At 66.8% G+C, this 22,022-nt stretch carries 19 protein-coding genes; 7 read left to right on the top strand and 12 right to left on the bottom strand.

Features of this window, described 5'->3' with window-relative positions; genetic code table 11:
• Positions 1-7: 7 nt before the first annotated feature.
• Entirely contained in the window at positions 8-1,348 is a 1,341-nt protein-coding gene (locus GOACH_RS11565) for a sensor histidine kinase (protein WP_083859057.1), read from the bottom strand.
• A gap of 181 nt (positions 1,349-1,529) precedes the next feature.
• Between GOACH_RS11565 and GOACH_RS11560 the strand changes: the two genes are divergently transcribed.
• Both GOACH_RS11560 and GOACH_RS11555 read left to right on the top strand, forming a co-directional pair.
• On the top strand, positions 1,530-2,249 hold the full coding sequence (locus tag GOACH_RS11560) for a hypothetical protein (RefSeq protein WP_174320831.1): 720 nt from the start codon (positions 1,530-1,532) through the stop codon (positions 2,247-2,249).
• On the top strand, positions 2,246-3,412 hold the full coding sequence (locus GOACH_RS11555) for an alpha/beta-hydrolase family protein (RefSeq protein WP_005174746.1): 1,167 nt from the start codon (positions 2,246-2,248) through the stop codon (positions 3,410-3,412). Before GOACH_RS11560 ends, GOACH_RS11555 begins: the two co-directional genes overlap by 4 nt.
• A gap of 19 nt (positions 3,413-3,431) precedes the next feature.
• Here GOACH_RS11555 and gatA read toward each other — a convergent pair whose 3' ends face one another.
• The 3 genes from gatA to GOACH_RS11540 form a co-directional block, all read right to left on the bottom strand.
• Positions 3,432-4,931 carry an Asp-tRNA(Asn)/Glu-tRNA(Gln) amidotransferase subunit GatA gene (gatA, locus tag GOACH_RS11550; protein ID WP_005174744.1) on the bottom strand — a complete coding sequence of 500 codons (1,500 nt, stop codon included), beginning with the start codon at positions 4,929-4,931 and terminating at the stop codon, positions 3,432-3,434.
• Positions 4,928-5,257 carry an Asp-tRNA(Asn)/Glu-tRNA(Gln) amidotransferase subunit GatC gene (gene gatC / locus GOACH_RS11545; protein ID WP_005174742.1) on the bottom strand — a complete coding sequence of 110 codons (330 nt, stop codon included), beginning with the start codon at positions 5,255-5,257 and terminating at the stop codon, positions 4,928-4,930. Before gatC ends, gatA begins: the two co-directional genes overlap by 4 nt.
• Before the next feature lie 99 nt (positions 5,258-5,356).
• Positions 5,357-5,941 (bottom strand): antibiotic biosynthesis monooxygenase, encoded by a 585-nt coding sequence (locus GOACH_RS11540; protein ID WP_005174741.1) that lies wholly within the window; start codon positions 5,939-5,941, stop codon positions 5,357-5,359.
• Between the two features lie 65 nt (positions 5,942-6,006).
• Between GOACH_RS11540 and GOACH_RS11535 the strand changes: the two genes are divergently transcribed.
• Together GOACH_RS11535 and GOACH_RS11530 are read left to right on the top strand one after the other, a co-directional pair.
• On the top strand, positions 6,007-6,675 hold the full coding sequence (locus GOACH_RS11535; protein ID WP_005174740.1) for an ACT domain-containing protein: 669 nt from the start codon (positions 6,007-6,009) through the stop codon (positions 6,673-6,675).
• A gap of 81 nt (positions 6,676-6,756) precedes the next feature.
• Positions 6,757-7,269 (top strand): O-acetyl-ADP-ribose deacetylase, encoded by a 513-nt coding sequence (locus GOACH_RS11530; protein ID WP_005174739.1) that lies wholly within the window; start codon positions 6,757-6,759, stop codon positions 7,267-7,269.
• 8 nt (positions 7,270-7,277) lie between these two features.
• Here GOACH_RS11530 and GOACH_RS11525 read toward each other — a convergent pair whose 3' ends face one another.
• Together GOACH_RS11525 and GOACH_RS11520 are read right to left on the bottom strand one after the other, a co-directional pair.
• The gene (locus tag GOACH_RS11525) at positions 7,278-7,601 is read right to left on the bottom strand and encodes a nuclear transport factor 2 family protein (protein ID WP_005174738.1); all 324 of its coding nucleotides are present in this window, start codon (positions 7,599-7,601) and stop codon (positions 7,278-7,280) included.
• 50 nt (positions 7,602-7,651) lie between these two features.
• Positions 7,652-8,431 (bottom strand): SDR family oxidoreductase, encoded by a 780-nt coding sequence (locus GOACH_RS11520; RefSeq protein WP_005174737.1) that lies wholly within the window; start codon positions 8,429-8,431, stop codon positions 7,652-7,654.
• Between the two features lie 162 nt (positions 8,432-8,593).
• Between GOACH_RS11520 and GOACH_RS11515 the strand changes: the two genes are divergently transcribed.
• A complete protein-coding gene (locus GOACH_RS11515) occupies positions 8,594-9,553 on the top strand; it encodes a LysR family transcriptional regulator (protein WP_005174736.1) in 960 nt (319 codons plus the stop codon).
• Here the strand turns inward: GOACH_RS11515 and ligA are convergent.
• Positions 9,504-11,642 (bottom strand): NAD-dependent DNA ligase LigA, encoded by a 2,139-nt coding sequence (gene ligA / locus GOACH_RS11510; protein WP_005174735.1) that lies wholly within the window; start codon positions 11,640-11,642, stop codon positions 9,504-9,506. The genes GOACH_RS11515 and ligA overlap by 50 nt on opposite strands.
• Positions 11,643-11,709: 67 nt before the next feature.
• Here ligA and GOACH_RS11505 point away from each other — a divergent pair, with 67 nt between their 5' ends.
• Together GOACH_RS11505 and GOACH_RS11500 are read left to right on the top strand one after the other, a co-directional pair.
• Positions 11,710-12,114 carry an MmcQ/YjbR family DNA-binding protein gene (locus GOACH_RS11505; RefSeq protein WP_005174734.1) on the top strand — a complete coding sequence of 135 codons (405 nt, stop codon included), beginning with the start codon at positions 11,710-11,712 and terminating at the stop codon, positions 12,112-12,114.
• An 89-nt stretch (positions 12,115-12,203) separates the two neighbouring features.
• The gene (locus GOACH_RS11500) at positions 12,204-13,484 is read left to right on the top strand and encodes an MFS transporter (RefSeq protein WP_005174732.1); all 1,281 of its coding nucleotides are present in this window, start codon (positions 12,204-12,206) and stop codon (positions 13,482-13,484) included.
• A 6-nt stretch (positions 13,485-13,490) separates the two neighbouring features.
• Here the strand turns inward: GOACH_RS11500 and GOACH_RS11495 are convergent, their stop codons facing one another.
• The 5 genes from GOACH_RS11495 to GOACH_RS11475 form a co-directional block, all read right to left on the bottom strand.
• A complete protein-coding gene (locus tag GOACH_RS11495; RefSeq protein ID WP_005174730.1) occupies positions 13,491-14,525 on the bottom strand; it encodes a uroporphyrinogen decarboxylase/cobalamine-independent methonine synthase family protein in 1,035 nt (344 codons plus the stop codon).
• 14 nt (positions 14,526-14,539) lie between these two features.
• Positions 14,540-15,682, bottom strand: a complete 1,143-nt coding sequence (mnmA, locus tag GOACH_RS11490) for a tRNA 2-thiouridine(34) synthase MnmA (RefSeq protein WP_005174728.1) — start codon at positions 15,680-15,682, stop codon at positions 14,540-14,542.
• A complete protein-coding gene (locus GOACH_RS11485; protein WP_005174726.1) occupies positions 15,682-16,884 on the bottom strand; it encodes a cysteine desulfurase family protein in 1,203 nt (400 codons plus the stop codon). Before GOACH_RS11485 ends, mnmA begins: the two co-directional genes overlap by 1 nt.
• Before the next feature lie 100 nt (positions 16,885-16,984).
• Positions 16,985-18,355: an FAD-binding oxidoreductase gene (locus GOACH_RS11480; RefSeq protein ID WP_005174724.1), complete on the bottom strand. Its 1,371-nt coding sequence runs from the start codon at positions 18,353-18,355 to the stop codon at positions 16,985-16,987.
• A gap of 177 nt (positions 18,356-18,532) precedes the next feature.
• Complete coding sequence (locus GOACH_RS11475) at positions 18,533-22,015, bottom strand: ATP-binding protein (protein ID WP_005174722.1); 3,483 nt, start codon at positions 22,013-22,015, stop codon at positions 18,533-18,535.
• Positions 22,016-22,022: the final 7 nt, after the last annotated feature.

Genomic DNA, 22,022 nt, shown 5'->3' with positions numbered 1-22,022 from the left:
ACGCACGCTACCCTTCCGCGTCCGACGAACCACTCGTGCGTCGGCCGCTGATCGAATGCTCTGCGATCGCGACGCGACCGGCGGACCCATCGGTGACGGCTCGCTCACCGCGCTCGGACGAGGCGGGAAGCCAGGCACGCACCGCGAACCCGTGATCGGGGGTCACCGCGGTGACGAGCGATCCGCCGACACTGCGCGCCCGGTCGATCATCCCGGGGATACCCGCCCCGTTGCCCGCCAGGTCAAGCGACGGATCGGTGCCCGGCCCGTTGACGATGGCGAGCTCAACCTGATCGGCCGTGCCCTCACGAAGCCAGATGTCGATCCGAGCACCGGGCGCATGCCGGGTCGCATTGGCCAACGACTCCTGCACGATCCGGTACACCGCGAGTCCCGAGGCTTCGCCGACGTCCGCCAGTGGCGTTGCGAGGTGCAACTGCACATCGGCGCCTGCACGACGTGTCGCCGCAACCAAGGACTCGACCTGTTCGAGGCCGGGGTTCGGCGCGGTGCGCGCGCCCGAACCGGTCGGGGTCTCGTCGGACTCCCGCAGAACGCCGAGCAATTGCCGCACCTCCTCGAGTGAGGTGCGCGCAGCCGTGGCGATCGCGTCGAACTCGGCGGCCGCGTCGTCGCTGACATCGGGCAATCGATACCGGGCCGTCTGGGCCATCACCACCACCATCGACATCCGATGCGCGACGATGTCATGCAGGTCACGGGCAATTCGTGCCCGCTCCTGCAGGACAGCGGCCTCCGACTCTGCGGCCCTGGTCTCCCGAGTGCGCTCGGCGAGTTGTCGACGGGAAGCAAACAGTCCACGCAGGAGCGCGATCACGACGGCGCTGGAGGTCAGACCGAAGATCCATCCCGGACGCTGCTCATCGGGAGCCGCGTTCACCAGGACCAACGTCGAGGCCAACCAGATGACGGGCAACCACCGCAACGGGCACCGCAGTGCTGCCATGAACGACAGCACGAGCATCGCGATGATGTGCGTGACCTGAATCGACCAGGGCCACCCGCCAACCGTGGGTACGACAGACCCGATGATCATCGCCGCGAGCAACGAAACAGCCCATCCGACAACGGGTGCCGACCACGACAGGGCGACCGGCCACGCGATCGCGGCAGCAGTCACCGGCATCGCGTACGCGGGGACGTCGTGGGTCAGACTCGCCGTCGGCCACGCCACGGCGAACAGCGTGAGGGCGACGACGAGGAAGAACACGTTCATGCGCGACGAGAAGTACCGTCGCACATCGGGATCCGACAGCGCAGGAATGGCACGCACCTCGTCGACGAGGGCCGAACCGCCCTTACGGATTCCGGCCCTCATGTGTTTCATCATCAGATCACCTCGCCCTTCACCGTAGGCGAGCCGATCCACGATGTCCTCATACCTGAGAGTGAGATCGGGATCGGTCTGCGGTAGCAGAGGGCGGTCCACGGGCACCGCGAAAGGGCTGTGCGAGAACCCGACTCGCGTCCGATGTGGGGCGGTGACCTGCACTTCTAGCGTCCATGACATGCCTGCGAAACACCGACTACCTCGCTTTGTTCACCGGCGTCGACGCTGGGCGGCGGGGTTGCTGCTCATCGGACTGATCCTCGAGGGCACCTTCGTCCCCGACGCGTCGGTCAGCGCGCGCCCGACGACATCAACAGACCAGCGCGTCGCGTCCCGGCCAACCGCCGATCCGACGTCGGATCTGCGAACGCGAGATCCGCGCCTCCCCACCGAAGACCCCGCTGCCGCCGAGGTCATCAAGCTGATGCTCGCCGGTGATGGTGCGCGCGCGATCGCCGCGGTACCAGCGGATTTCGCAACGAGGATGGGATATCAACCGATTCTCGAAGGCGCCGAGGCGAGTAACCCCGACGGCGGCTGCTCGTCGCCGGTGCCGATGCCTGACGAATTTGAACCACTGTGCCGCACACACGATCTCGGGTACGACACATTGCGCTATGCCGATCGGATCGGACATCCTCTCGGGGCGTGGGCGCGGCTGGGGCTCGACACGATGCTTGTCTCCCGAATGCGCGAGACCTGTCACGATCCTTTGTGCGCGGGAGCCGCAGAATTGGCGCGGGTCGGACTCGCGATGAACACCTGGAATGAGGGCGACGGCCCCCCGAAGGACCGTGCGAATCTGCTGTCGATCGCCGCGTCGGCGATCAGCCATCTCGTGCACAGTGGTTCCGAGGACCACGACGGTGCCCGCGCATCGTCGGAAATGACGCGATGACCGCCTCACGCGGCAGCCGGAACCCCGCGACGCCGGCACCTCCGCAGCCGGCGATCGCAGCCGCGGTGATCCTCGCAGCCGTGATCGGACTCTGGCCGTCTCCGCTTCCGCGGACGCCGTGGCTCGCAGGACTGGTGATGGCACTCTGCGCGGGCGTCACCGTCGGGTGCACGATGCTCGGCCTGAGACTGTGCCGCCGGCCCCGACACACCACCCACTGGTGGCCGACCGTGGTCGTCGCAGCCGTTCTCATCCTGGCGTCGATAGTGAATATGGCGTGGCAGAACACGATTCGCAGTGAGCTCGGCTATGGGTCCGTCGGTCCGGAGTGGGTGGTGTTCCTTGTCTGCCCGACACTCGCGGTGGTCGCGGCCATGGTCTGGCTGCCACGTGCGAGTGCACTGGCCATCGCTGCCGCGATCTCACTGGCGGCCGGCCTGCTCGCGCCAAGTACCGGAACTGCCTCGGCGTCGACGCTGAGTGCGCGGGTCACGACCGACGCCGACGCAAAAGCTCTTGTCCGGCAGTGGGTCGAGCGGGGCGGCCCGGACGACGATGCCGTGCTGATCGCGGTACCCACCGGGTCGGGATGGATCGACCCCGGGGCGCTCGCAGCAATCGGTGACCGTGTCGGCCGGATGCACACCATCGCACCTCGCTACGCGTCGACTCAGTCGTGGCGTGCCTTCGTCACAGATCGCGGAGCAGCAGGCCGCGCATCGGTCGCAGTGCTGTCGGCTCTGACCGCCGAACTCGACGCCGTTCCACCGCAACGGCGTCCGCTCGTCATTCTCTACGGACAAAGTCTCGGCGCACTCGGAGCCGAGACCGCCCGGGTATGGGCAGACGAGCACCGGCCCGGCGCACTGTGGACCACGGTCCTCTCCGGGGTTCCCGCCGACACGATCGATACACACGCGCACGGATCACCGCGGCGGGTGATCGCGAACGCAACCGACCCGGTGACCGCCTGGTCGCCTGCGGTCGTTTGGCGTCCGCCGAGCCGACCCTCCGACACGGTGACGGTCGGCAGGCCGACCAGACACGTCCCGTGGATACCACTGGCGACGTTCGTGCAGACCTCCGCCGACCTGCTCGGGTCGCTCGACGGTCCCGCGGGGGTCGGCCACCGCTACCGTGGCACCGATCAGGTTCCGCGGTGATCCCGGTGTGCCGTCGCGATCAGACGATCGGGCCGCGCGCCGCCTCGTACGCCGCGCCCACGCGATAGAGCCGGTCATCGGCGAGTGCCGGAGCCATGATCTGCAACCCGACCGGCAGACCGTCGTCACCCGACAGCCCGGACGGCACCGACATCGCGCCGACACCCGCGAGGTTGACCGGGAGTGTGCACAGGTCGAACAGGTACATGCTCAGCGGGTCGTCGACCTTGTCGCCGATGGGGAATGCCGTGGTCGGCGTGGTGGGCGACACGAGGACGTCGACGTTCTCGAAGGCGGCGGTGAAGTCGCGGGCGATCAGCGTGCGCACCTTCTGTGCCTGACCGTAGTAGGCGTCGTAGTAACCCGACGACAGTGCGTAGGTACCGATCATGATGCGACGCTTGACTTCTGGACCGAATCCGGCCTCGCGCGTCAACGCCATCACTTCTTCTGCACTGTGCTTGCCGTCGTCACCGACGCGCAGCCCGTACCGCATGCCGTCGAAACGGGCGAGGTTCGACGACACCTCGCTCGGCAGGATCAGGTAGTACGCGCCGAGCGCGTAGGTGAAGTGTGGACACGACACCTCCACCACTTCGGCGCCGCGGTCGGTCAGAGTTGCGACGGCTCGCTCGAATGACTCCAGGACGCCCGGCTGGTAGCCCTCCCCCTGCAGTTCGGTCACGACGCCGACGCGCACACCGGACAGGTCTCCGGACGCTCCCGCACGGGCAGCGCCGACGACGTCGGGTACCGCGACGTCGATCGAGGTGGAATCGCGTGGATCGTGGCCGGCGATCACCTCGTGCAGAAGCGCCGTGTCGAGGACGGTGCGACCGCACGGGCCGCCCTGGTCCAACGACGATGCGCAGGCGACGAGTCCGTAGCGCGACACCGTACCGTAGGTGGGCTTGACGCCGACTGTCGCGGTGACCGCAGCCGGCTGACGGATCGAGCCGCCGGTGTCGGTGCCGATGGCAAGGGGCGCCTGGTACGACGCGAGCGCCGCAGCGCTGCCGCCGCCCGATCCACCGGGGATACGCGTGGTATCCCACGGGTTGCGCGTCACCTGATAGGCGGAGTTCTCGGTGGAACTGCCCATCGCGAACTCGTCCATGTTGGTCTTGCCGAGAATCGGAATGCCCGCCGCACGAAGCCGTGTGGTGACCGTCGAATCGTACGGCGGCACCCAGCCTTCGAGGATCTTGGAACCGCACGTGGTCGGCGCATCCGTCGTGGTGAACACATCTTTGAGCGCCAACGGGACACCGGTCAACGGTGACGACGCCTCGCCCGCGGCAATCGCGTCGTCGGCGGCTTTCGCGGCGACGAGCGCCTCGGACCCGCTGACGTGGAGAAATGCGCCGAGCTGAGCGTCGATCTCGGCGATACGGTCGAGGTACGCCTGGGTGACCTCGACGGAGGAGAGTTCACGGGACGCGATCTTCTCGCCCAACTCAGCGGCCGAGAGCCCCGTGATGTCCCCCGCGGCACGGGTGGCAGGCGTCTGGGTGCTCACTGTTCCTCCCCGAGGATCTGCGGGACCGCGAACCGGTCCTGTTCGACGGACGGCGCACCGGAGAGCGCCTGTTCGGTGGTCAGGCCGGGCGCGACGACATCCTCACGCAGGACGTTGGCCAACTCGGCGGGGTGCGCGGTCGGTGGCACGTCGTCGGCCGCGACCTCGGAGACCTGCGCGACGTGCGTCAGAATCGAATCGAGCTGCTGCGCATAGAGATCGAGTTCGTCGTCGTCGAGCGCGAGTCGCGATAGCCGTGCCAGGTGCGCCACCTGGTCGCGCGAGATCGCCGACCCTGCGTCCTGTGACCCAGATTTGTCAGACATTTGAAGAGATCACGTCCTTCCTCACCTGCGGGCGCGGCTGCTCGTCCGAGCGCGCACCGGCAACCCCATCAAGACTAGGCGACTGCCCCTCGACGTTCCTCAGTGGAGCCACCGCGCGAGTCGTTTTGTGATCCACGGCAGTACGAGATACACCATGAGCGGGGTGTTGATGAGTGTCGCGATGAGGGTCTTCACCACCAGCGGCATCGCACCGAGATGCGGGATCACCAGAAAGTTGATCAGCAACGACATGGGGAAGAATCCGAGCCAGATGGTGATCGCCTGCTTCCACCGCGGCGGCGGCGCACCCATCACACGTACCGCGTTGGTCAGCGTCGACTGTGGTTCGAACCACCCCTCGATGCCGGAGAGACGGTGCGTCGCATAGTCGACGGCGACACCCTCACCGCGCGACAGCCACGCCCGCCGCACCGGCGAGGAGTTCCAGTCGTCGAGCGCGTCGTCGTCGACAAACCGATAGACGACGTAGTACTCGTCGGGTTTGCTGCTCGACCGCAGCCATCCACCGCCGAGGAACCCGGGGAATGTGCGAGCCAACGCGATTCCCGCGTCGGTCCAGGTCACGAAGTCATGCTCGCGTCCGGATTCGATGCGCCGGGCCACCGATGTGGTCACATGGGTGACGGGCTCGCCATCGTGGGTGTGATCAGGAGCGGAAACCATGACTCCATCGTGGATCCAGCGCGCCGACGATGCCATCCGAGCACGCGCGTGGCCACGGTGCGACAATGTCGCACGTGTCATACCTGCTACGCGTGTACCTCGAGGATCGCCCCGGCAGCCTTGGACTGCTCGCCGTGCAACTCGGGTCCGTGGGCGCCGACATACTGTCCCTCGAGGTCGTCGAACGCGGGGATGGTTATGCGGTCGACGACCTCGTCGTCGACACCGCACCCGGATCGCTTCCCGACGCGCTCATCACCGCTGCCGAGAAGGTCGCCGGTGTACGTGTCGACTCCATCCGCCCCTACAGCGGGCTGCTCGACACCCACCGGGAACTCGAGTTGGTCGATCACGTGGCCACTGCCGATCGAGACCGGCTCCAGGTCCTCGTCGACGACGCCCCGCGCGTCCTGCGAGTGTCGTGGGCGATGGTCGTCACCAGAGCGGCGAGCGGCGTGTTGCAGCTCTACCACAGCTCCGGCGCCCCGGAGACGCCACTGACCAACGCCGACTGGTTACCCCTGCACGAGGCCGCTCAATTCGATCCGGATGCCGACTGGGTACCCGGAGCATGGCAGGAGATGGACACCCGACTGGCCGCCGCGCCGCTCGGCGATGGCGGCAAGGCCGTACTCCTCGGCAGGGTCGGCGGGCCGGATTTCCGGCCGTCGGAGATCGCGCGCCTGGGCTATCTCTCCGGCATCGTCAGCACCGTGCTGCGCGCCGAAACGTAACCGACAGCTGAAACCCGTTGCGCAAGGAGTGATTCTGCAGCATTGTGTGCTTGCCTGATGTGGCCGGCGTAGCGTGCAGAGATGGCCTCGATCGAGCTCGTCCACGGCGACATCACCGCGCAACGCGTCGACGCCATCGTGAATGCGGCGAACTCGTCGCTACTCGGTGGCGGTGGAGTCGATGGCGCGATCCACCGTCGAGGTGGCCCGGCGATCCTCGCCGAATGCCGGGAACTGCGAGAGAGCCGATACCCGCAAGGACTGCCCACCGGCGCAGCTGTGGCGACCACCGCGGGCGACCTCGACGCGCGATGGGTGATACACACCGTCGGACCGGTGTACTCGGCCTCAGCCGACCGCTCGGGACTCCTCGCGTCCTGTTACCGCGAATCCCTGTGTGTCGCAGCCGGGCTGGGCGCGCGGACCGTGGCTTTTCCCGCAATCTCGACAGGCATCTACGGCTGGCCAATGGACGACGGCGCCCGTATCGCGGTGACAACGGTCCGCGCCACGGACACCACCGTCAGTGCCGTGCGTTTCGTGCTGTTCGACGCTGCCGCGATGGCCGCCTTCGAGACGGCCATCGCGAACTGATCGAGGACTTACTCGCGAATCATCATGCGCGACAGTTTATCTCCGCTGACAGTGTAGGTAAACGTGGACGGCCCGTTGAAGCCGTCGCCGCCGACCGTTGCAATGACGACCGTGTCGGCGCCGGTCGTCGTCACCTCGGTGACCTCGAGAGTCACATTCTTACCGATGAACTCGTTGTCACTCCAGCCGGCAATCTCCGTCGGTCCCGTGAAGACGCGGCCCCAGTCGTCGACGGCACCGTCGGGCGTGAAGGCATCGAGAAAAGCCTGCAGGTCACCGGCATTCGTCGCGTCGATGGCGGTTGCGACAGGATCGGGCAGTGCAGTGGTCATGTGAACTCCTCAAGTCATTCGTGCCGGAAATCTGACCGTTGTACGACAGATCAGCGTGTGGTGTACCCGCCGTTGGCGAAGATGGTCTGACCGGTGATCCAATGTCCATCTGTCGCAAGGAAAGTCACGATGGGCGCGATGTCGTTGATGTCGGTCAGCCGGTTTCCCATCGCCTGCGACTTGTGGAACTCGACGCGCTCCGGGGTCTCCTGCGGGTAGAAGAACGGGGTGTCCATCGGCCCCGGCCCGATGGAGTTCACCGAGATACCACGATCGGCGAACTCCTTGGACGCCGCCCGCGTGAAGTGCTCGACCGGCGCTTTCCCGCCCGCGTACGTCGAGTAGCCGTCGGTGTACGCCGCGAGCAGTGAGGTCACGATGCTGATGACCGTGCCGTTGTCGTTCACCCGCTTGCCGGCCTCCTGCAAGAAGAAGTAGGCGGCTTTCGCGTTGATGTCGAACATCGAATCGTATTCGGCTTCGGTGGTTTCCGCGATCGGCTTGCGCAGCACCTTCCCCACGGTGTTGACCGCGATGTCGACACCGCCGAAGGCGCCGACCGCGGCGTCGAACAACGCGGTCACCGTCGCCGGTACCGTGAGGTCGCCCTGTACGACGACGGCCTTACCACCCTGTTCCTCCACGGCGGCCGCGGTCTTCTCGGCATCGGTCCGGCTCGAGTCGCTGTTGTAGTGGACCGCAACATTCGCACCGAGAGCGGCGAGTTGGCGCGAGACGAGACCACCGAGGTTCTTTGCCCCGGCCGCGACAACGGCGGTCTTCCCCTCGAGCTTGCGTGTGGTCGCTGACAGATCCTGTGTCTGAGTCATGTATTCGTCGTGTCCTTTTCGTATCGCTGCCTGCGTGTGTTGCCCGAGGCCCCAACGGTTTTCATTCACCGCCCCGTCTCGGAGGAACATCATCAACGCTAGAAAGCTCGACAATCAAGTTCAATCGAATCAATATGAACCTTTCTCAAGTAGGATTTGTATATGAAGGAAGCCGGTGACTCCCCCGCACTCGACACCCGCCGTCTGGAGCAGTTTGTCGCGGTCGCCCAGGCTGGCACGCTGGCGGCGGCCGCAGAGCAGATGTTCCTCACGCAGCAGGCGCTATCGACCGCGCTGCGGCAACTAGAACGCGAGGTCGGCGTGCCGCTCTTCGACCGCTCGGGCCGACGACTGGTGCTGACCAGCGCGGGCGAAGCACTCCTCGAAGGAGCGCTTCCACTCCTCGCAGGCGCGCGCGAACTCGCGCGTTCGGTTCAACGCCGGGCAGCGGGCACCGCCGACGCATTCACGATCGGGCACTCACCTGCGCTCTCGAATGACGAGGCGTTCACGCTCGTCGAACCGGCGCTGCGCAGGCACCCCGACGTCTCGGTGACGTTCGTCCAGACGTTTCCCCGACTCTTCGCCGAACGCCTGCTCTCCGGTGAACTCGACCTCGTACTCCGGCGCGGTGTGGAACCACCACCGCAACTGACGTCGTCGGTCGTCACCTATCACCCGTTACGGCTGGCCATCCCCGCCGGTCATCGCCTCGCCGAGCGTGATCCCATCCGGGTTCGCGACCTCGCCGACGTGCCGATCGTCGTCTGGGCACCCGAACGACGCTCGTTCTACACGGACTTCCTGGTCGCCCACCTGCGACGCGGCGGCGTGGAGCCGCGCCTGCGGGTGTGCCGTATCCAGGGCGCACCACCAGCCACCGCGGTACTCGTCGACGACGATGCCGTCGCTTTCGTCACCGACCCGGCAGGGACGACGCATGGCGGTCGGATCGTCGTGCGAGACTTCGACAATCCGCCGCTGACCCCGGTGCAAGCGCTCTGGTTGCCGCACACGGTCTCCGAGTTCCGCGACGCCCTGCTGAGCTCGATCCCGCAGCACGCTGCGGACGCTATTCCGCAGCCGCCTGAGGTGGCTCCCCCGTTTCCAACAGACGCTTGAACTCGTCCTCGTCAAGCACGGGCACACCGAGTTGCTCGGCCTTCGCGGCCTTGGATCCGGGCGAGTCGCCGACCACCACATAGTCGGTCTTCTTCGATACCGAACCAGACGCCTTGCCACCGCGCTCCAGGATCGCTTCTTTGGCCCCGTCGCGCGAGAAGTCCTGCAGCGAACCGGTCACGACGACGGTCTTGCCCTCGAGGGTGCGAACGATCGATTCGTCGCGCTCGTCCTCCATGGACACCCCTGCGGCACGCCACTTCTCGATGATCTCGCGATGCCAGTCGACGGTGAACCAGTCGTGAATGCTCTGTGCCAGCGTTCCGCCGACCCCCTCGACGTCGGCGAGCTGCTCCGGGGTTGCATCCTCGATCGCCTGTAGTGAGCCGAATTCGGTTGCGAGAGAACGAGCGGTTGGTGGACCGACATGTCGGATCGACAACCCGACCAGAACCCGCCACAGCGGTGCGTGCTTCGCGTTCTCGAGATTGGCGAGCAAGGCCCTCCCGTTCTGCGACAGCTGGCCGTCCTGGGTGGTGAACAGATCCGTCTTGCGAAGGTCGTCCTCGTCGAGAGAGAACAGGTCGCCCTCATTGGTGATGACTCCGGCGGCCAGCAGGGAGGACGCACCCTTGTAACCGAGAGCCTCGATGTCCAGTGCGCTGCGCCCCGCCAGGTGGAACAGCCGCTCGCGCAGCTGCGCCGGGCAGCTTTCGGCGTTGGGACAGCGGATGTCGGCATCACTGTCCTTCTCCGGACGCAGCGGTGTGCCGCACTCCGGACAGCGATCGGGCATGACGAATGCACGTTCGCTGCCGTCGCGCATCTCGACCACGGGGCCGAGCACCTCGGGAATGACGTCTCCCGCCTTACGAATCGTGACTGTGTCGCCGATCAGCACGCCTTTACGCCGTACCTCCGACTCGTTGTGCAGCGTTGCGCGCGACACCGTCGAACCAGCGACAAGTACCGGCTCCATGAACGCGAACGGTGTGACACGCCCGGTCCTGCCGACGCCGACCTTGATGTCGAGCAACTTTGTGGTCGCTTCTTCCGGAGGGTACTTGTAGGCGATAGCCCAGCGCGGCGCCCTCGAGGTGGAACCCAGGCGGCGTTGCTTGGCGAAATCGTCGACTTTGACGACGATCCCGTCGATTTCGTGCTCGACGTCGTGGCGGTGTTCTCCCCAGTAGGCGATGCGGTCGAGAATGGCGTCGGCACCAGTCACCTTGGTGGTGTGGGTGGATACCGGCAGACCCCATGCCCCGATCGCGAGATAGGCGTCGTGTAGCGACGCGGGCTTCCATCCCTCGGTGTAGCCGAGTCCATGGCAGATCATCCGCAGGCGGCGCTGTTTGGTGATCTGCGGATTCTTCTGCCGCAACGACCCGGCCGCCGAGTTGCGCGGGTTGGCGAACGGGGCCTTGCCGTCCTCGACGAGCGCGGCGTTGAGGGCCTCGAAATCCTCGACCCGGAAGAACACCTCGCCGCGGACCTCGAGCACGCGCGGGATCGGATAGTCGTCGGTGGACGTCAGGCGCCCCGGCACGTCTTCGATGGTGCGCGCGTTGAGAGTGACATCCTCACCGGTCCGCCCGTCACCGCGCGTCACCGCATGGTCGAGGAGTCCGTCGATGTAGACGAGCGCGAGCGCCACACCATCGATCTTGAGTTCGCACAGGTACTCGGTGCCCACCCCGACCTCTTCCTCGACGCGCGACACCCATGTCCGCATCTCGTCGGCGTCGAAGACGTTGTCGAGCGAGAGCATTCGTTCGAGGTGGTCGACGGGGGTGAAGGCTGTCGAGAAGCCGCCGCCGACGAGTTTCGTCGGCGAATCGGGCGTGGCGAGTTCGGGGTGGTCGTCCTCGAGTTCTTGCAACTGACGCAGCAGGCGGTCGAACTCTCCGTCGGAGATGATCGGCGCGTCTTTGACGTAGTAGCGGAACTGGTGGTCGCGGATCTCCTCGGCGAGCTTCGACCACTGCTCACGCACGTCAGCGCTGGGATCGGTGGTGGGGTCCGCAGTGCTGGGATCCGTGCTGGGATCGGCAGTGCTGGGGTCCGTGGATCCGACGTCTTGTGCCACTCTCAAAGCCTAGCGAAGCCCACCGACACGCCCGCCCGGTCGGTGCCGGTGCCCTATCGTCACCCATATGCCGCACCCGATCGTTTTCGACGACGCCGACCCGGTCCTCATCCGGGTACGTTCGATCGCGCTCGCACTCCCCGACACCAGCGAGGTCGTCGCCCACGGGCGTCCGACATTCCGCTGCGGAAAGATGTTCGGTAACTACGGGGGCAGCGTCAAGGGCGGTGAGCGCCACGATCAGTCACTGTTGTTCATCCCCGACGCGTCCGAGCGGGAGGCTCTGCTCGACGATCCCCGCTTCTTCCTCCCCGCCTATCTCGGCCCCTACGGCTGGGTCGGCATACTTCTCCACGACTGGTCCGACTGGGACGAGGTGACCGAACTCCTCGACGCCAGTTACCGCCAGGTGGCGCCGAAACGGTCGCTCGCGAAGCTGCGGTCGATCGGCGACGCCCCCGCCGACGGCTGAGCGCGACCGCTGATCCGGAACTCTCGGACAAACTGGACTTCCGTTGGGTAGCACTCCTTTTCGCATGGCGAAAGGTCTAGCGTGAGGTCATGCGCGCACCGTCGACCGCTCGTCGCGAACCGCTGACCGCCGATCAACGCAACTCCTTCGCGGCCGCCTATCTCGGCTGGGCGATGGACGCCTTCGACTACTTCCTCGTCGTGCTGATCTACGCCGACATCGCCAAGGATTTCGACGTACCGCTGACGCGGATGGCGCTGATCACCACGATGACCCTGATCATGCGTCCGGTCGGCGCCTTCCTGTTCGGGTATTGGGCAGACAAACGCGGTCGGCGCATACCGCTGATGACCAATGTCGCGTTCTACAGCCTCATCGGATTCCTGTGCGCATTCGCGCCCAACTTCTGGGTGCTCATGGTGCTGCGCATGCTCTACGGGATCGGGATGGGCGGCGAGTGGGGCCTCGGCGCAGCACTGGCCATGGAGAAGATCCCCGAATCGCGCCGCGGATTCTTCTCCGGTTTCCTGCAGAGCGGTTACTCGATGGGATACCTCTGCGCTGCTCTGGCATTCCTTCTGTTGAACACCTGGTGGGGGCTGAACTGGCGCTGGATGTTCGCGCTCTCCATCATCCCGGCACTCATCACCCTGCTCATCAGGGCACGGGTCAAGGAGTCGGCGGCGTGGGAGGCATCGCGCGAGCGGATCAAGCTCACGCAGACCACCGCGCGGCAGATCTGGTCGAATCCGGCGATCTGGCGTCGCTTCATCTACCTGATCGCCCTGATGACGGCCTTCAACTGGATGAGCCACGGCACTCAGGACGTCTACCCGACCTTCCTCAAGGCGACCGACGACGACGGCGCCGGACTTGCGGCGAGTGAGGCAACCTGGATCGCGGTGATCTACAACGTCGGGGCGATCATCGGAGGATTGATCGCCGGCGCGCTGTCGGAGCGGTACGGCCGCAAGGTCATCATCATCGCGTGCGCGCTCCTGGCGTTGCCGATCGTGCCGCTGTTCGCGTATTCGACGACGGCGGGCAGCCTGGCTCTCGGGTCTTTCCTCATGCAGATGATGGTGCAGGGCGCGTGGGGTGTCATCCCCGCACATCTGACCGAACTCTCACCCGACGAGATACGTGGTTTCTATCCGGGGGTGACCTATCAGCTCGGGAACTGTCTTGCCGCGTTCAATCTCCCGATCCAGGAGACGCTCGCCGCATCGCACGGCTATCCCTTCGCACTGACCGTCACCATCGTCCCGGTGCTGATCGTGGTGATCGTGTTGACCGCGCTCGGTTCCGAACGGAAAGGCGTCACCTTCGGCAGCGGTCAGGCGAGCGCGGTTGCGCAGCGCCCGGCCTGATCGCCGTCAGAGCGCTTCGGGATCCTCGGCGAGCAGTTCGCCCGCGCGTGCACACACGCCGAGCGCTGTGCGCGCCCACGTCGGCGTCGCACCGGCAAGTGCGCACGTCGGCGTGACGATCACGTTCTCGGACAATACTTTTCGAGCCAACCCGATCCGATCCGTCAGCGCGGCCAATGCGGTGGCGACCGTCTCCGCCCGGGCTCGCCGATCCTCCCGTTGCGCCGAGACCACTCCTGCGACGAGGACATCGCCGCGCTCGATCAGATCGCCGATCCCGTCGAGCGCCGCGGTGTCGAGTGCATCCGGACCATCCGCGACCGCTCGGTCGAGCACGACCGAATGGGCTACTCCGCGCAACCTTGCGATGAGATCCCAGCGCGGCGCTCCGCAGTTGTGCACGATGGCAGGCCTACCGACCTGCTCGACGATGCTCCCCAGCGCGTTCGCGACCTCGGGCAGGGGGATCGCACGGATCGGGTCGAGCCGCGTCAGCGGGGTCACGGTGCCGTCGAGGACGGCACCGATCAGCGGTTCGTCGAGTTGCACGGTCACGTCCGCACCAAGACGTCGGCTCACCTCGGAAACGTGCTGGCTGAGGCCTTCGGCGGTCGACGCGACGACATCGCGCCACGCCCCGGTGTCGCGTAACACCTTGTGCCCGTTCGGTAGCTCTACCGATGCCGAGAAGGTGAACGGCCCGCACACCGCGACCTTGACCGGACGTCCGGTGCCGATGAAACCTGCTGCGTCCCAGAGTTCCTCGATGGCATCGAGGTCGAATCTCAGGTAGTCCGACGCCGCACGCGTGACTCCGGACGGGCGCGCCGACAGCCGGTAACCCCACGGCCCGGCGTCGATGGGCAGGTCGACGAGAAGTGTGCCCATCCGCCCGACCATGTCGGCACCGATACCGCGGGCGGGCAACTCCGCGAGGTGCGTGAAATCGAGCTCTCCGTTCACGACGGCGGCGGCTTCACGGGCGTCGGTTCCCGGCATGGAGCCGACGCCGGTACCGGTGCCGGTCGGCAGCGAGGTCATCGTCTCACCGGCGATCAGTGTGAGCCGGACGGTGCGCCCGCCGCGACCTCATCGCCACGGCGCACATGCGAGGTTCCCACGATGCGTCCCGAGCCGACGACGAGGTCACCCCGCTCGGCATCGGGTAGATAGAGCACCGCAGCCTGCCCACGGGCGACGCCGGTCAGCGGTTCGCGTAGTTCGATGTCGATACCGGGCTGACCGTCGCGCGTCGTCGGGGTCGCAACCGCCTGCGCGAGTCCCCCGTGTGCGCGCACCTGCACGACACACTCGAGCGGACCGCTCGGCTGCTGCCCGGACGTCCACACCGCCTTGGTGGCGCTGATCGAGGAGACCTGCAGATTCTCCGCAGAGCCGACGGTCACGGTGCCCGACTCGGGGTCGATGTCTGTGACGTAGCGAGGGCGACCGTCGGCCGCGGGTGCGTCGATGCCGAGTCCCTTGCGCTGTCCGATGGTGAAGCCGTGGACGCCCTCGTGGTCGGCGAGGCGCTCCCCCGAGTCGGCGTCGACCACTGCTCCGGGACGCACCCCGATACGCGCGCCGAGGAAGGCTCGGGTATCGCCGGTGGGGATGAAGCAGATGTCGTGCGAGTCGGGTTTCGCGGCGACGGACAGGCCGCGACGCGCGGCCTCCTCGCGGATCTGGGGCTTGGAGGTGTCACCGACCGGGAACATCGCACGCGACAGTTGCTCGCGGGTGAGCACCGCAAGCACATACGACTGATCCTTGTCGTCATCGACGGCGCGGCGCAGTTCGCCGTCGGCGAGACGCGCATAGTGGCCCGTGGCGAGCGCGTCGAATCCCAGCGCAAGTGCCTTCTCTGCAAGCGCCGAGAACTTGATCTTCTCGTTACAGGTCAGGCACGGGTTCGGCGTCTGTCCGGCCGCGTACGCCTCGACGAACTCGTCGATGACGTCGTCCTTGAACTTGTCCGCGAAATCCCAGATGTAGAACGGTATACCGAGCACGTCGGCGGCGCGTCGCGCGTCGTCGGCGTCCTCCCGTGAGCAACACCCACGCGATCCGGTGCGCAAAGCCCCCGGAGCCGTCGAGAGTGCAAGATGCACCCCGACCACCTCATGGCCTGCATCGACGGCGCGCGCCGCTGCGACCGCGGAATCGACACCGCCACTCATGGCTGCCAGTACGCGCATCAGTTCCCCCTCCCTGCAGGAGCGGAGACCAGACCGGCGACGCGAGCACGATCGACGACCTCGCCGATGATCTCCGCGACCGCATCGATGTCGGCCTCGGTGGTGGAATGGGCGAGCGAGAAGCGCAGCGATCCCCGAGCGTCGGCCATACTCACCCCCATCGCCAGCAACACGTGGCTGGCCTGCGCGACTCCGGCGGTACACGCCGAGCCCGTCGAACACTCCACACCGTTGGCGTCGAGCAACATCAGGAGCGAATCGCCTTCGCAGCCTGCGAAGGAAACGTGCACGTTGCCGGGTAGCCGGCGATGATCGCGCGGCCCGTTGGCGCCGGCACCGTCGATGGACAGCAAGACGTCGAACAGTCGATCGCGCATCGCCGCGACGTGCGGCATGGTCACGTCGAGTGTGTCGACCGAGGCGCGCAGCGCGGCGGCCATCCCGACGATCCCGGGCACGTCCTGGGTCCCCGAGCGCAGATCCCGCTCGTGACCGCCGCCGTGAAGGAGCGGGACACAGTCGACGTCACGTCCGAGAAGCAGCGCACCGCACCCGTACGGTCCGCCGAACTTGTGTCCCGCGATACTCATCGCGGAGAGCCCGCTGCCGGTGAAGTCGACCGGTACGTGACCGGCGGCCTGCACCGCGTCAGAGTGGACCGGAACATCGAACTCGGCGCCGAGTGCCGCGATCTCGTCGATCGGCTGGATCGTTCCGACTTCGTTGTTGGCCCACATGACCGAGATCAGCGCGGTCTGCGCGGCGTGCTGCTCGAGTTCTGCGCGAATGTGCGCCACGGAGACCGTCCCGTCGGCGTCGACCGGGATCACCACGAGTTCCGCACCGTCGTGGTCGGCGAGCCACTGCGCGGCATCGAGCACCGCGTGATGCTCCACAGCCGACACCAGGACTCGTCGACGCTCGGCGTCGTCTCGTCGCCGCGCTCGGTAAATGCCCTTGACGGCCAGGTTGTCGGCCTCGGTTCCGCCGCTGGTGAAGATCACCTCCGACGGACGCGCTCCGAGTGCCGCGGCGACGGTCTCGCGGGCTTCCTCGAGGTGGCGCCGGGCGCGGCGACCCGAGCCGTGTAGCGACGACGCATTACCCGGCTGCAGATAGCAGGCGGTCATCGCCTCGAGAGCCTCCGGCAGCAGAGCTGTCGTCGCGGCGTTGTCGAGGTAGATCGGGGCGCGGGATGACATGGACATACGCACCCCAGGATAAACGCGTGAGCACCCGCGACCAATTCCGTGACGAAGCAATTCGACGCTCAACCGAGCTGCGCTCGCTCCCGGGCCGGTGTCAGCGGACCACCTGACCGACCGCGAGCGCCCCGCAGGGGTCGTGCTGGCGGGCCAGCGCTGCCAGCCAGGCCGTCGTCTCCTCGTCGTAGCAGGAGCGAACGATCTGCGGATCGGCGCTGGCGGTGAAGTTGGGTAACCGCCCGCCCGTTGCCCACGCCGACATCTCGCCGACGAGCCGCGTCGCATGCTCGGGCACGATGTCGGCGATCGGGTCGACCAGGGCACCGACGATGTGCAGGTTGACGGCGGCATCGCGGTGACAGACCGCGCTGTCGGGTCCGCGCTGCTCGGCGAACGCACCTCCGAGTAGCCGGAGTTCGACGACGAGCAGCGGCGAGGCGGCGTCGGGCCCCACGTGGCGGAGCAATGTGGTCACCGCCTCGTCGGTCAGGTCCGACAGCAAGATGCCGTCCTCGTGCGTCGGCAGCGGGTCGGTCGGGTCGGCGTGGATCATGCCGACGGCGGTGTACGGCATCGTGTCCACCATGTCCAGGATGGGCGTCGCGACAGCGCGCATCGGCGCGAACGTGGTCGCTGCGGTGTCGACGTCGGCGACGCTGGCATAGCGCACGGCCACGGTCAGTTTTCCGGCAAGCATCGGCGGGATCCCCGGCATGTCGGGCAGTCGGAGGAAAGCGACCGACGTCGACGCCTCACGCGGGAGCTCCTGGCACCAGCGCTTCCATTGCGCAAGAACAGCCGGTGCGTCCGCACCGTCGAAATAGACTGCACCACCGTAGAACTGGGCGATCGGCAGCAACTCCACCTCCACCTCGGTGATGATGCCCAGCGTCGCTTTTCCTCCGCGCAGACCCCAGAACAGGTCTGGGTCCACGTCCGCGGTGACCCGTCGGAGGTGTCCGTCTCCGGTGACCACCTCGACAGCACGCACATAATCCGACGACACCCCGACCGTGCGGACGAGGGGTCCGATACCACCGCCGGAAAGAAATCCGGCAACCCCTACACCAGGTGCAGAACCACACAGTGGCGCAAGCCCGAACGGGGCGGCGGCGTCGATGACCCGCTGCCACCGGATGCCCGCGCCGATCCGTGCAGTGTGGGTGTCGGGATCGATATCACAGGTGTCGAGGCCCGCGGTTCGAACCAGCAGCGACGTGCCGTCGACCGGCGTCGCCCCGTGCCCGGTCGCGTGAACCGCGACGGTCATGGCGTTCTCTGCCGCGAAGGACACCGCAGCGGCCACGTCGTGAGCGTCGGCGGCGTCGACGACCGCCCACGGGCGCCTCGACACCGCGGGATTGAAACCAACGGTCGCGTATCCCTCCTCGCTCGGGCGGAGAACGTCTCCGCGGATTCTGGCGCGCAGATCGGCGATGTCGGCCTGGTCGATGGGGGTCTGGGTCATCACGAAGCTCCTCGAGGTGTGCGAACTGGTGGCGGCTCGGGCCGGTTTTGCGTCCGGTCTGTGTCGTGCCGTCGGGCCGTGTTCTCACCTTGTCCGCACACCCTTGTGATGATCTTGCTGTCTTCTTGGAGCCGACGCCACTGCGGTGTCAGTCGATCGACTGGTGCTGGTCGGGGGTCAGCGGGTGCGCGCCGCGGTGGCAGCCGACGCCAGTGCCGTCATGTTCGCCACGGTGGCCAAGGCCGCGATGTCGGCGAGTTCACGGTCGCGTCGCGGTCCCGCGGGCGCGCGCGACGCCGCGGCCATCCGGCACCGCAACACCCCCGGAAGACTCCGCGCCGACTCCGACAGCTCGCGCGCGCGATCGAGGGCTTCGATGGCCGCATCATCTTGGCCGAGAAGGAAATACAGTTCGGCCAGTGCGAGATCGACCGGTCCGATGCAGCCGACCTGACCTACGGTCGCTATGCAGTGCTCGAACGGTTCGAGGTAGTCGATGAACTGTTGTGCGCGATCGGTCAATTCGAGTTCGGTGACGACCCCCGCGAGGATGACCGCCTGCGCGAGAGACGTCCACATCATCGGCTCGCGATCGGCCAGCCACGCGTCGACCATCGTGACGGAGAGTTCGACGTCACCGTGAACGCCTGCGACGGTCGCGACGCCCGAAGCCAACAGCGTCGCAACCGAACTACCGGATGCACCGGATGCCATCGCGCGCACCCACTGCAGCCTGTCGTCACGGTCGATGCCGAGGACGTCGTCGACGAAGTCGTCGAACATCCCTTCCTGTGTGGCCATCGCCATCATCGCGAGCGCACCACTGCCCGCGACGTAGAGTTGCGTCTGCTGATGGACGGCGAATGCAGTCTCGAAATGTTCTCGCGCCCGGTCGAATTCACCGTGCCACACGGCGACAGCGGCCTCCATCCAGCGTAGCTGTGCGCGTAGGATCGGCAGACGCATCCGCTCACTGCCCACGATGCCGCGACGGAGGTGACGATGCGTCGCGTCGAGGTCGCCGAGCGTCATCGTCGCCATCGTCAGCACCGAGTCGACGATCACCTCGTCGAAAGCCGATGACGTGTGCGCGATGTCGCGGATGGCGTTGCCCAGAGCGACGGATTCGGCTGCCCGCTCGGCAACACCGGAGTAGGTGATCAGTCGTGCGAGCATGACGTCGGCGAGCACCTCTGGGTCTCCGAGTCGCTGCGCGCACGCCTCCGCGCGGGCGAGCAGCATCGCGGGAACCGCAGCGTCGCGGTTGTAGCAGGAACCGACAGCCAACGCGCCCAACACCCGAGCACTACTGGGGGCGTCGCCGTCGGTGAACTCACTCACCGTCTCCAAGATCTCCTGCAGGGGGCCGTACTCGACACCGGGAGGGACCCAGGGCCACCCGCCTCCGGAACGGATCAGCGTTGCGGCGAGACGTCCTGCGGTCTGCTCACTCCCCGACCGCAGGACATCGGTCAGGCGCTCTGCGACGGTCTCGAGCACGGTGGCGACGTTGCCCGCACGCAGGTGCGCATCGAGGAGGTCGACGAGCAGTTCGTCGCGCACGGCCACGTCGATCGCATCAGAACCCAGCGACTCGTAGGTGCGCAGCCCGGCGTCGAGCCAGTAGGCGGCATTGACCGAATCCCACCGTGCTGTCGCGTCCTCGGCGACTCGACGACACGCTGCGATCACCTCGGGGACTTCGGCCAACGGCAGGGCGCGCAGGAGATGAGCAGCGCGTCGTACCGAGGAATCGGCAGTTGTTGCCGTTGCCAGGATTTCGGCTGTACGCAGATGAATCCGACACCGGCGCAACGTCTTGATACCCTCCATCGCCTCCTCTCGAAGGAGCGCGTGGGCGAAGACCGTACGGCCGTCGGCTCCCCCGGTCACCACGATGTGTTCGTCCACGGCGTCGTCGATGCAGTCGGCGATCTCGTCGACGTCGCGCCCCATCACCGAAGCCAGCAGCGCGACGTCGATCTCGTCGGAAATGACCGCCGCATGCCCGAGAACCTCGCGGGTAGCGGGGTCGAGCGAGGCGAGTCGGCGATCGAGCACAGACCGCACCGCAGCCGGAATGACCTCCCTGCGCTGCTCATCCGGAAGTCGCGCGTACTCGGCGACGAACAACGGGTTACCGCCGGTGCGCTCGAACAGCCCGTCGAGCTCGGTTGGCGTCAGGTCGCCGTCGGAGGTCTGCCGTGCCAGCGTCGTCGTCTCCTGACGTGTCAGTGCGGGAACGTCGACGACACGACCGCCGGCACGCACCAGTGCGCCGCGCAGACGAGCGATCCGCGAGTCGGTCTCCTCTTCGCGGATCGTGATGATCACTCGCACGGGCACACGCTGTAGCGATGAGGTCAGGTACACCAACAAATCGATCGACATCGGATCAGCCCATTGCGCATCGTCGACGATGATCGTGACCGGTCCTGCGGCAGCGCGTGTTTCGATGAGTTCCTGCAGGCGCTCGTATACCGCGAAACGCGCCGCGTCGGCGTCGACTCCCGGCGGCACCGACAATACGGCCTCGGCATCGGCCTCCAGGCCACGACACAGCTGGCGCATCGGCCACCATGCAGGAACACCCTGCGCGTCCGGGCATCTGACCCAGACGACGTCGTCGCCGATGCGTGTGGCGACACGCGCGGCCTCTTCGGCCAGTCTCGTCTTGCCGATTCCGGCGACTCCGGACAACGCGAGCCAGCGTACCGCCGGCCCCGCGGCATCGTCGAAAAGTCCACTCAGAGTTCGCATCTGCGCCTCACGTCCGACGAGGGCGCCGGACGTCGGTTGCGGGGCGTCGACAGGAGGTTGATCGACGTCGAGATCGGGAACCGGAACCCGAGCGGGCGAGAGTATCGGACCGGCCCCCGACCAGTGCGGGGAGCGCGGCCACGCCGCGATCACCGGGTCGTGCCGGAGTATGGCCCCCTGCAACTCGCGTAGTTCGTTACCCGGGTCCAGGCCGAGTTCGTCGTCTAATCGTCGGGTGTGCTCGGTGTAGGTCGCGAGGGCATCGGCACCACGACCGGCACGGTAGAGCGCCACCATGTGCAACCACGCTGCGCGATCACGCAGCGGGTCGAGCGCGCGCAGCGCTGCTGCCTCCGTCGCCGCCTGCGCGGTGTCGCCGTGGGCGAGCAGCGTCGTGATGTACGCCTCTGTCACAGCGATGCGGGTCTCGGTTGCCGCAACGGAATCCGGGCCCACCCACTTCTCGTCCGCCATGTCGGCCAACAGCGCTCCGCGCCACAGCCCGCGGGCACGCTCGCAGGCGTCCAGTGCGTCTTGCCACCGAGCCGCGTCGACGTGGTCACGGATCTCCCGCGACAGCGCGGAATACTCGACGAGGTCGACGGCGTCGTCGGCGACATTCAGCCGGTATCCGGGGCTGACCCGCTCGATGGGCGAGGACTCGCCGGACTCCCCGCGCAGTGCACGACGCAGATTGGAGATGTAGGCCTGCAGGCTGGTCATCGCGGCGGGCGGTGGATGCGGACCCCACACCGAATCGATCAACCGGTCGACCGACACCACCGCACCGCGTGCGAGCACGAGGGCAGCGAGTACGGCCCGCTGTTTGGGCGACCCGAGGTCGACGACCTCACCATCACGCCTGACCTCGAGCGGACCGAGTACCCGATACTCCCGCATCACTTCC

The organism is Gordonia aichiensis NBRC 108223, from assembly GCF_000332975.1.
Taxonomy (GTDB): domain Bacteria; phylum Actinomycetota; class Actinomycetes; order Mycobacteriales; family Mycobacteriaceae; genus Gordonia; species Gordonia aichiensis.
Note: the sequence above shows the minus strand (reverse complement) of the source record. Positions and strands in the feature narration are given on the sequence as shown.

Bases quoted from the DNA above. Each gene is read 5' to 3' on its own strand.
- GOACH_RS11565 (WP_083859057.1), bottom strand. From the start codon at position 1,348: ATGAAACACATGAGGGCCGGAATCCGTAAGGGCGGTTCGGCCCTCGTC.
- GOACH_RS11560 (WP_174320831.1), top strand. From the start codon at position 1,530: ATGCCTGCGAAACACCGACTACCTCGCTTTGTTCACCGGCGTCGACGC.
- GOACH_RS11555 (WP_005174746.1), top strand. From the start codon at position 2,246: ATGACCGCCTCACGCGGCAGCCGGAACCCCGCGACGCCGGCACCTCCG.
- gatC (WP_005174742.1), bottom strand. From the start codon at position 5,257: ATGTCTGACAAATCTGGGTCACAGGACGCAGGGTCGGCGATCTCGCGC.
- GOACH_RS11540 (WP_005174741.1), bottom strand. From the start codon at position 5,941: ATGGTTTCCGCTCCTGATCACACCCACGATGGCGAGCCCGTCACCCAT.
- GOACH_RS11535 (WP_005174740.1), top strand. From the start codon at position 6,007: ATGTCGCACGTGTCATACCTGCTACGCGTGTACCTCGAGGATCGCCCC.
- GOACH_RS11530 (WP_005174739.1), top strand. From the start codon at position 6,757: ATGGCCTCGATCGAGCTCGTCCACGGCGACATCACCGCGCAACGCGTC.
- GOACH_RS11525 (WP_005174738.1), bottom strand. From the start codon at position 7,601: ATGACCACTGCACTGCCCGATCCTGTCGCAACCGCCATCGACGCGACG.
- GOACH_RS11520 (WP_005174737.1), bottom strand. From the start codon at position 8,431: ATGACTCAGACACAGGATCTGTCAGCGACCACACGCAAGCTCGAGGGG.
- GOACH_RS11515 (WP_005174736.1), top strand. From the start codon at position 8,594: ATGAAGGAAGCCGGTGACTCCCCCGCACTCGACACCCGCCGTCTGGAG.
- GOACH_RS11505 (WP_005174734.1), top strand. From the start codon at position 11,710: ATGCCGCACCCGATCGTTTTCGACGACGCCGACCCGGTCCTCATCCGG.
- GOACH_RS11500 (WP_005174732.1), top strand. From the start codon at position 12,204: ATGCGCGCACCGTCGACCGCTCGTCGCGAACCGCTGACCGCCGATCAA.
- GOACH_RS11495 (WP_005174730.1), bottom strand. From the start codon at position 14,525: ATGACCTCGCTGCCGACCGGCACCGGTACCGGCGTCGGCTCCATGCCG.
- mnmA (WP_005174728.1), bottom strand. From the start codon at position 15,682: ATGCGCGTACTGGCAGCCATGAGTGGCGGTGTCGATTCCGCGGTCGCA.
- GOACH_RS11485 (WP_005174726.1), bottom strand. From the start codon at position 16,884: ATGTCATCCCGCGCCCCGATCTACCTCGACAACGCCGCGACGACAGCT.
- GOACH_RS11480 (WP_005174724.1), bottom strand. From the start codon at position 18,355: ATGACCCAGACCCCCATCGACCAGGCCGACATCGCCGATCTGCGCGCC.
- GOACH_RS11475 (WP_005174722.1), bottom strand. From the start codon at position 22,015: ATGCGGGAGTATCGGGTACTCGGTCCGCTCGAGGTCAGGCGTGATGGT.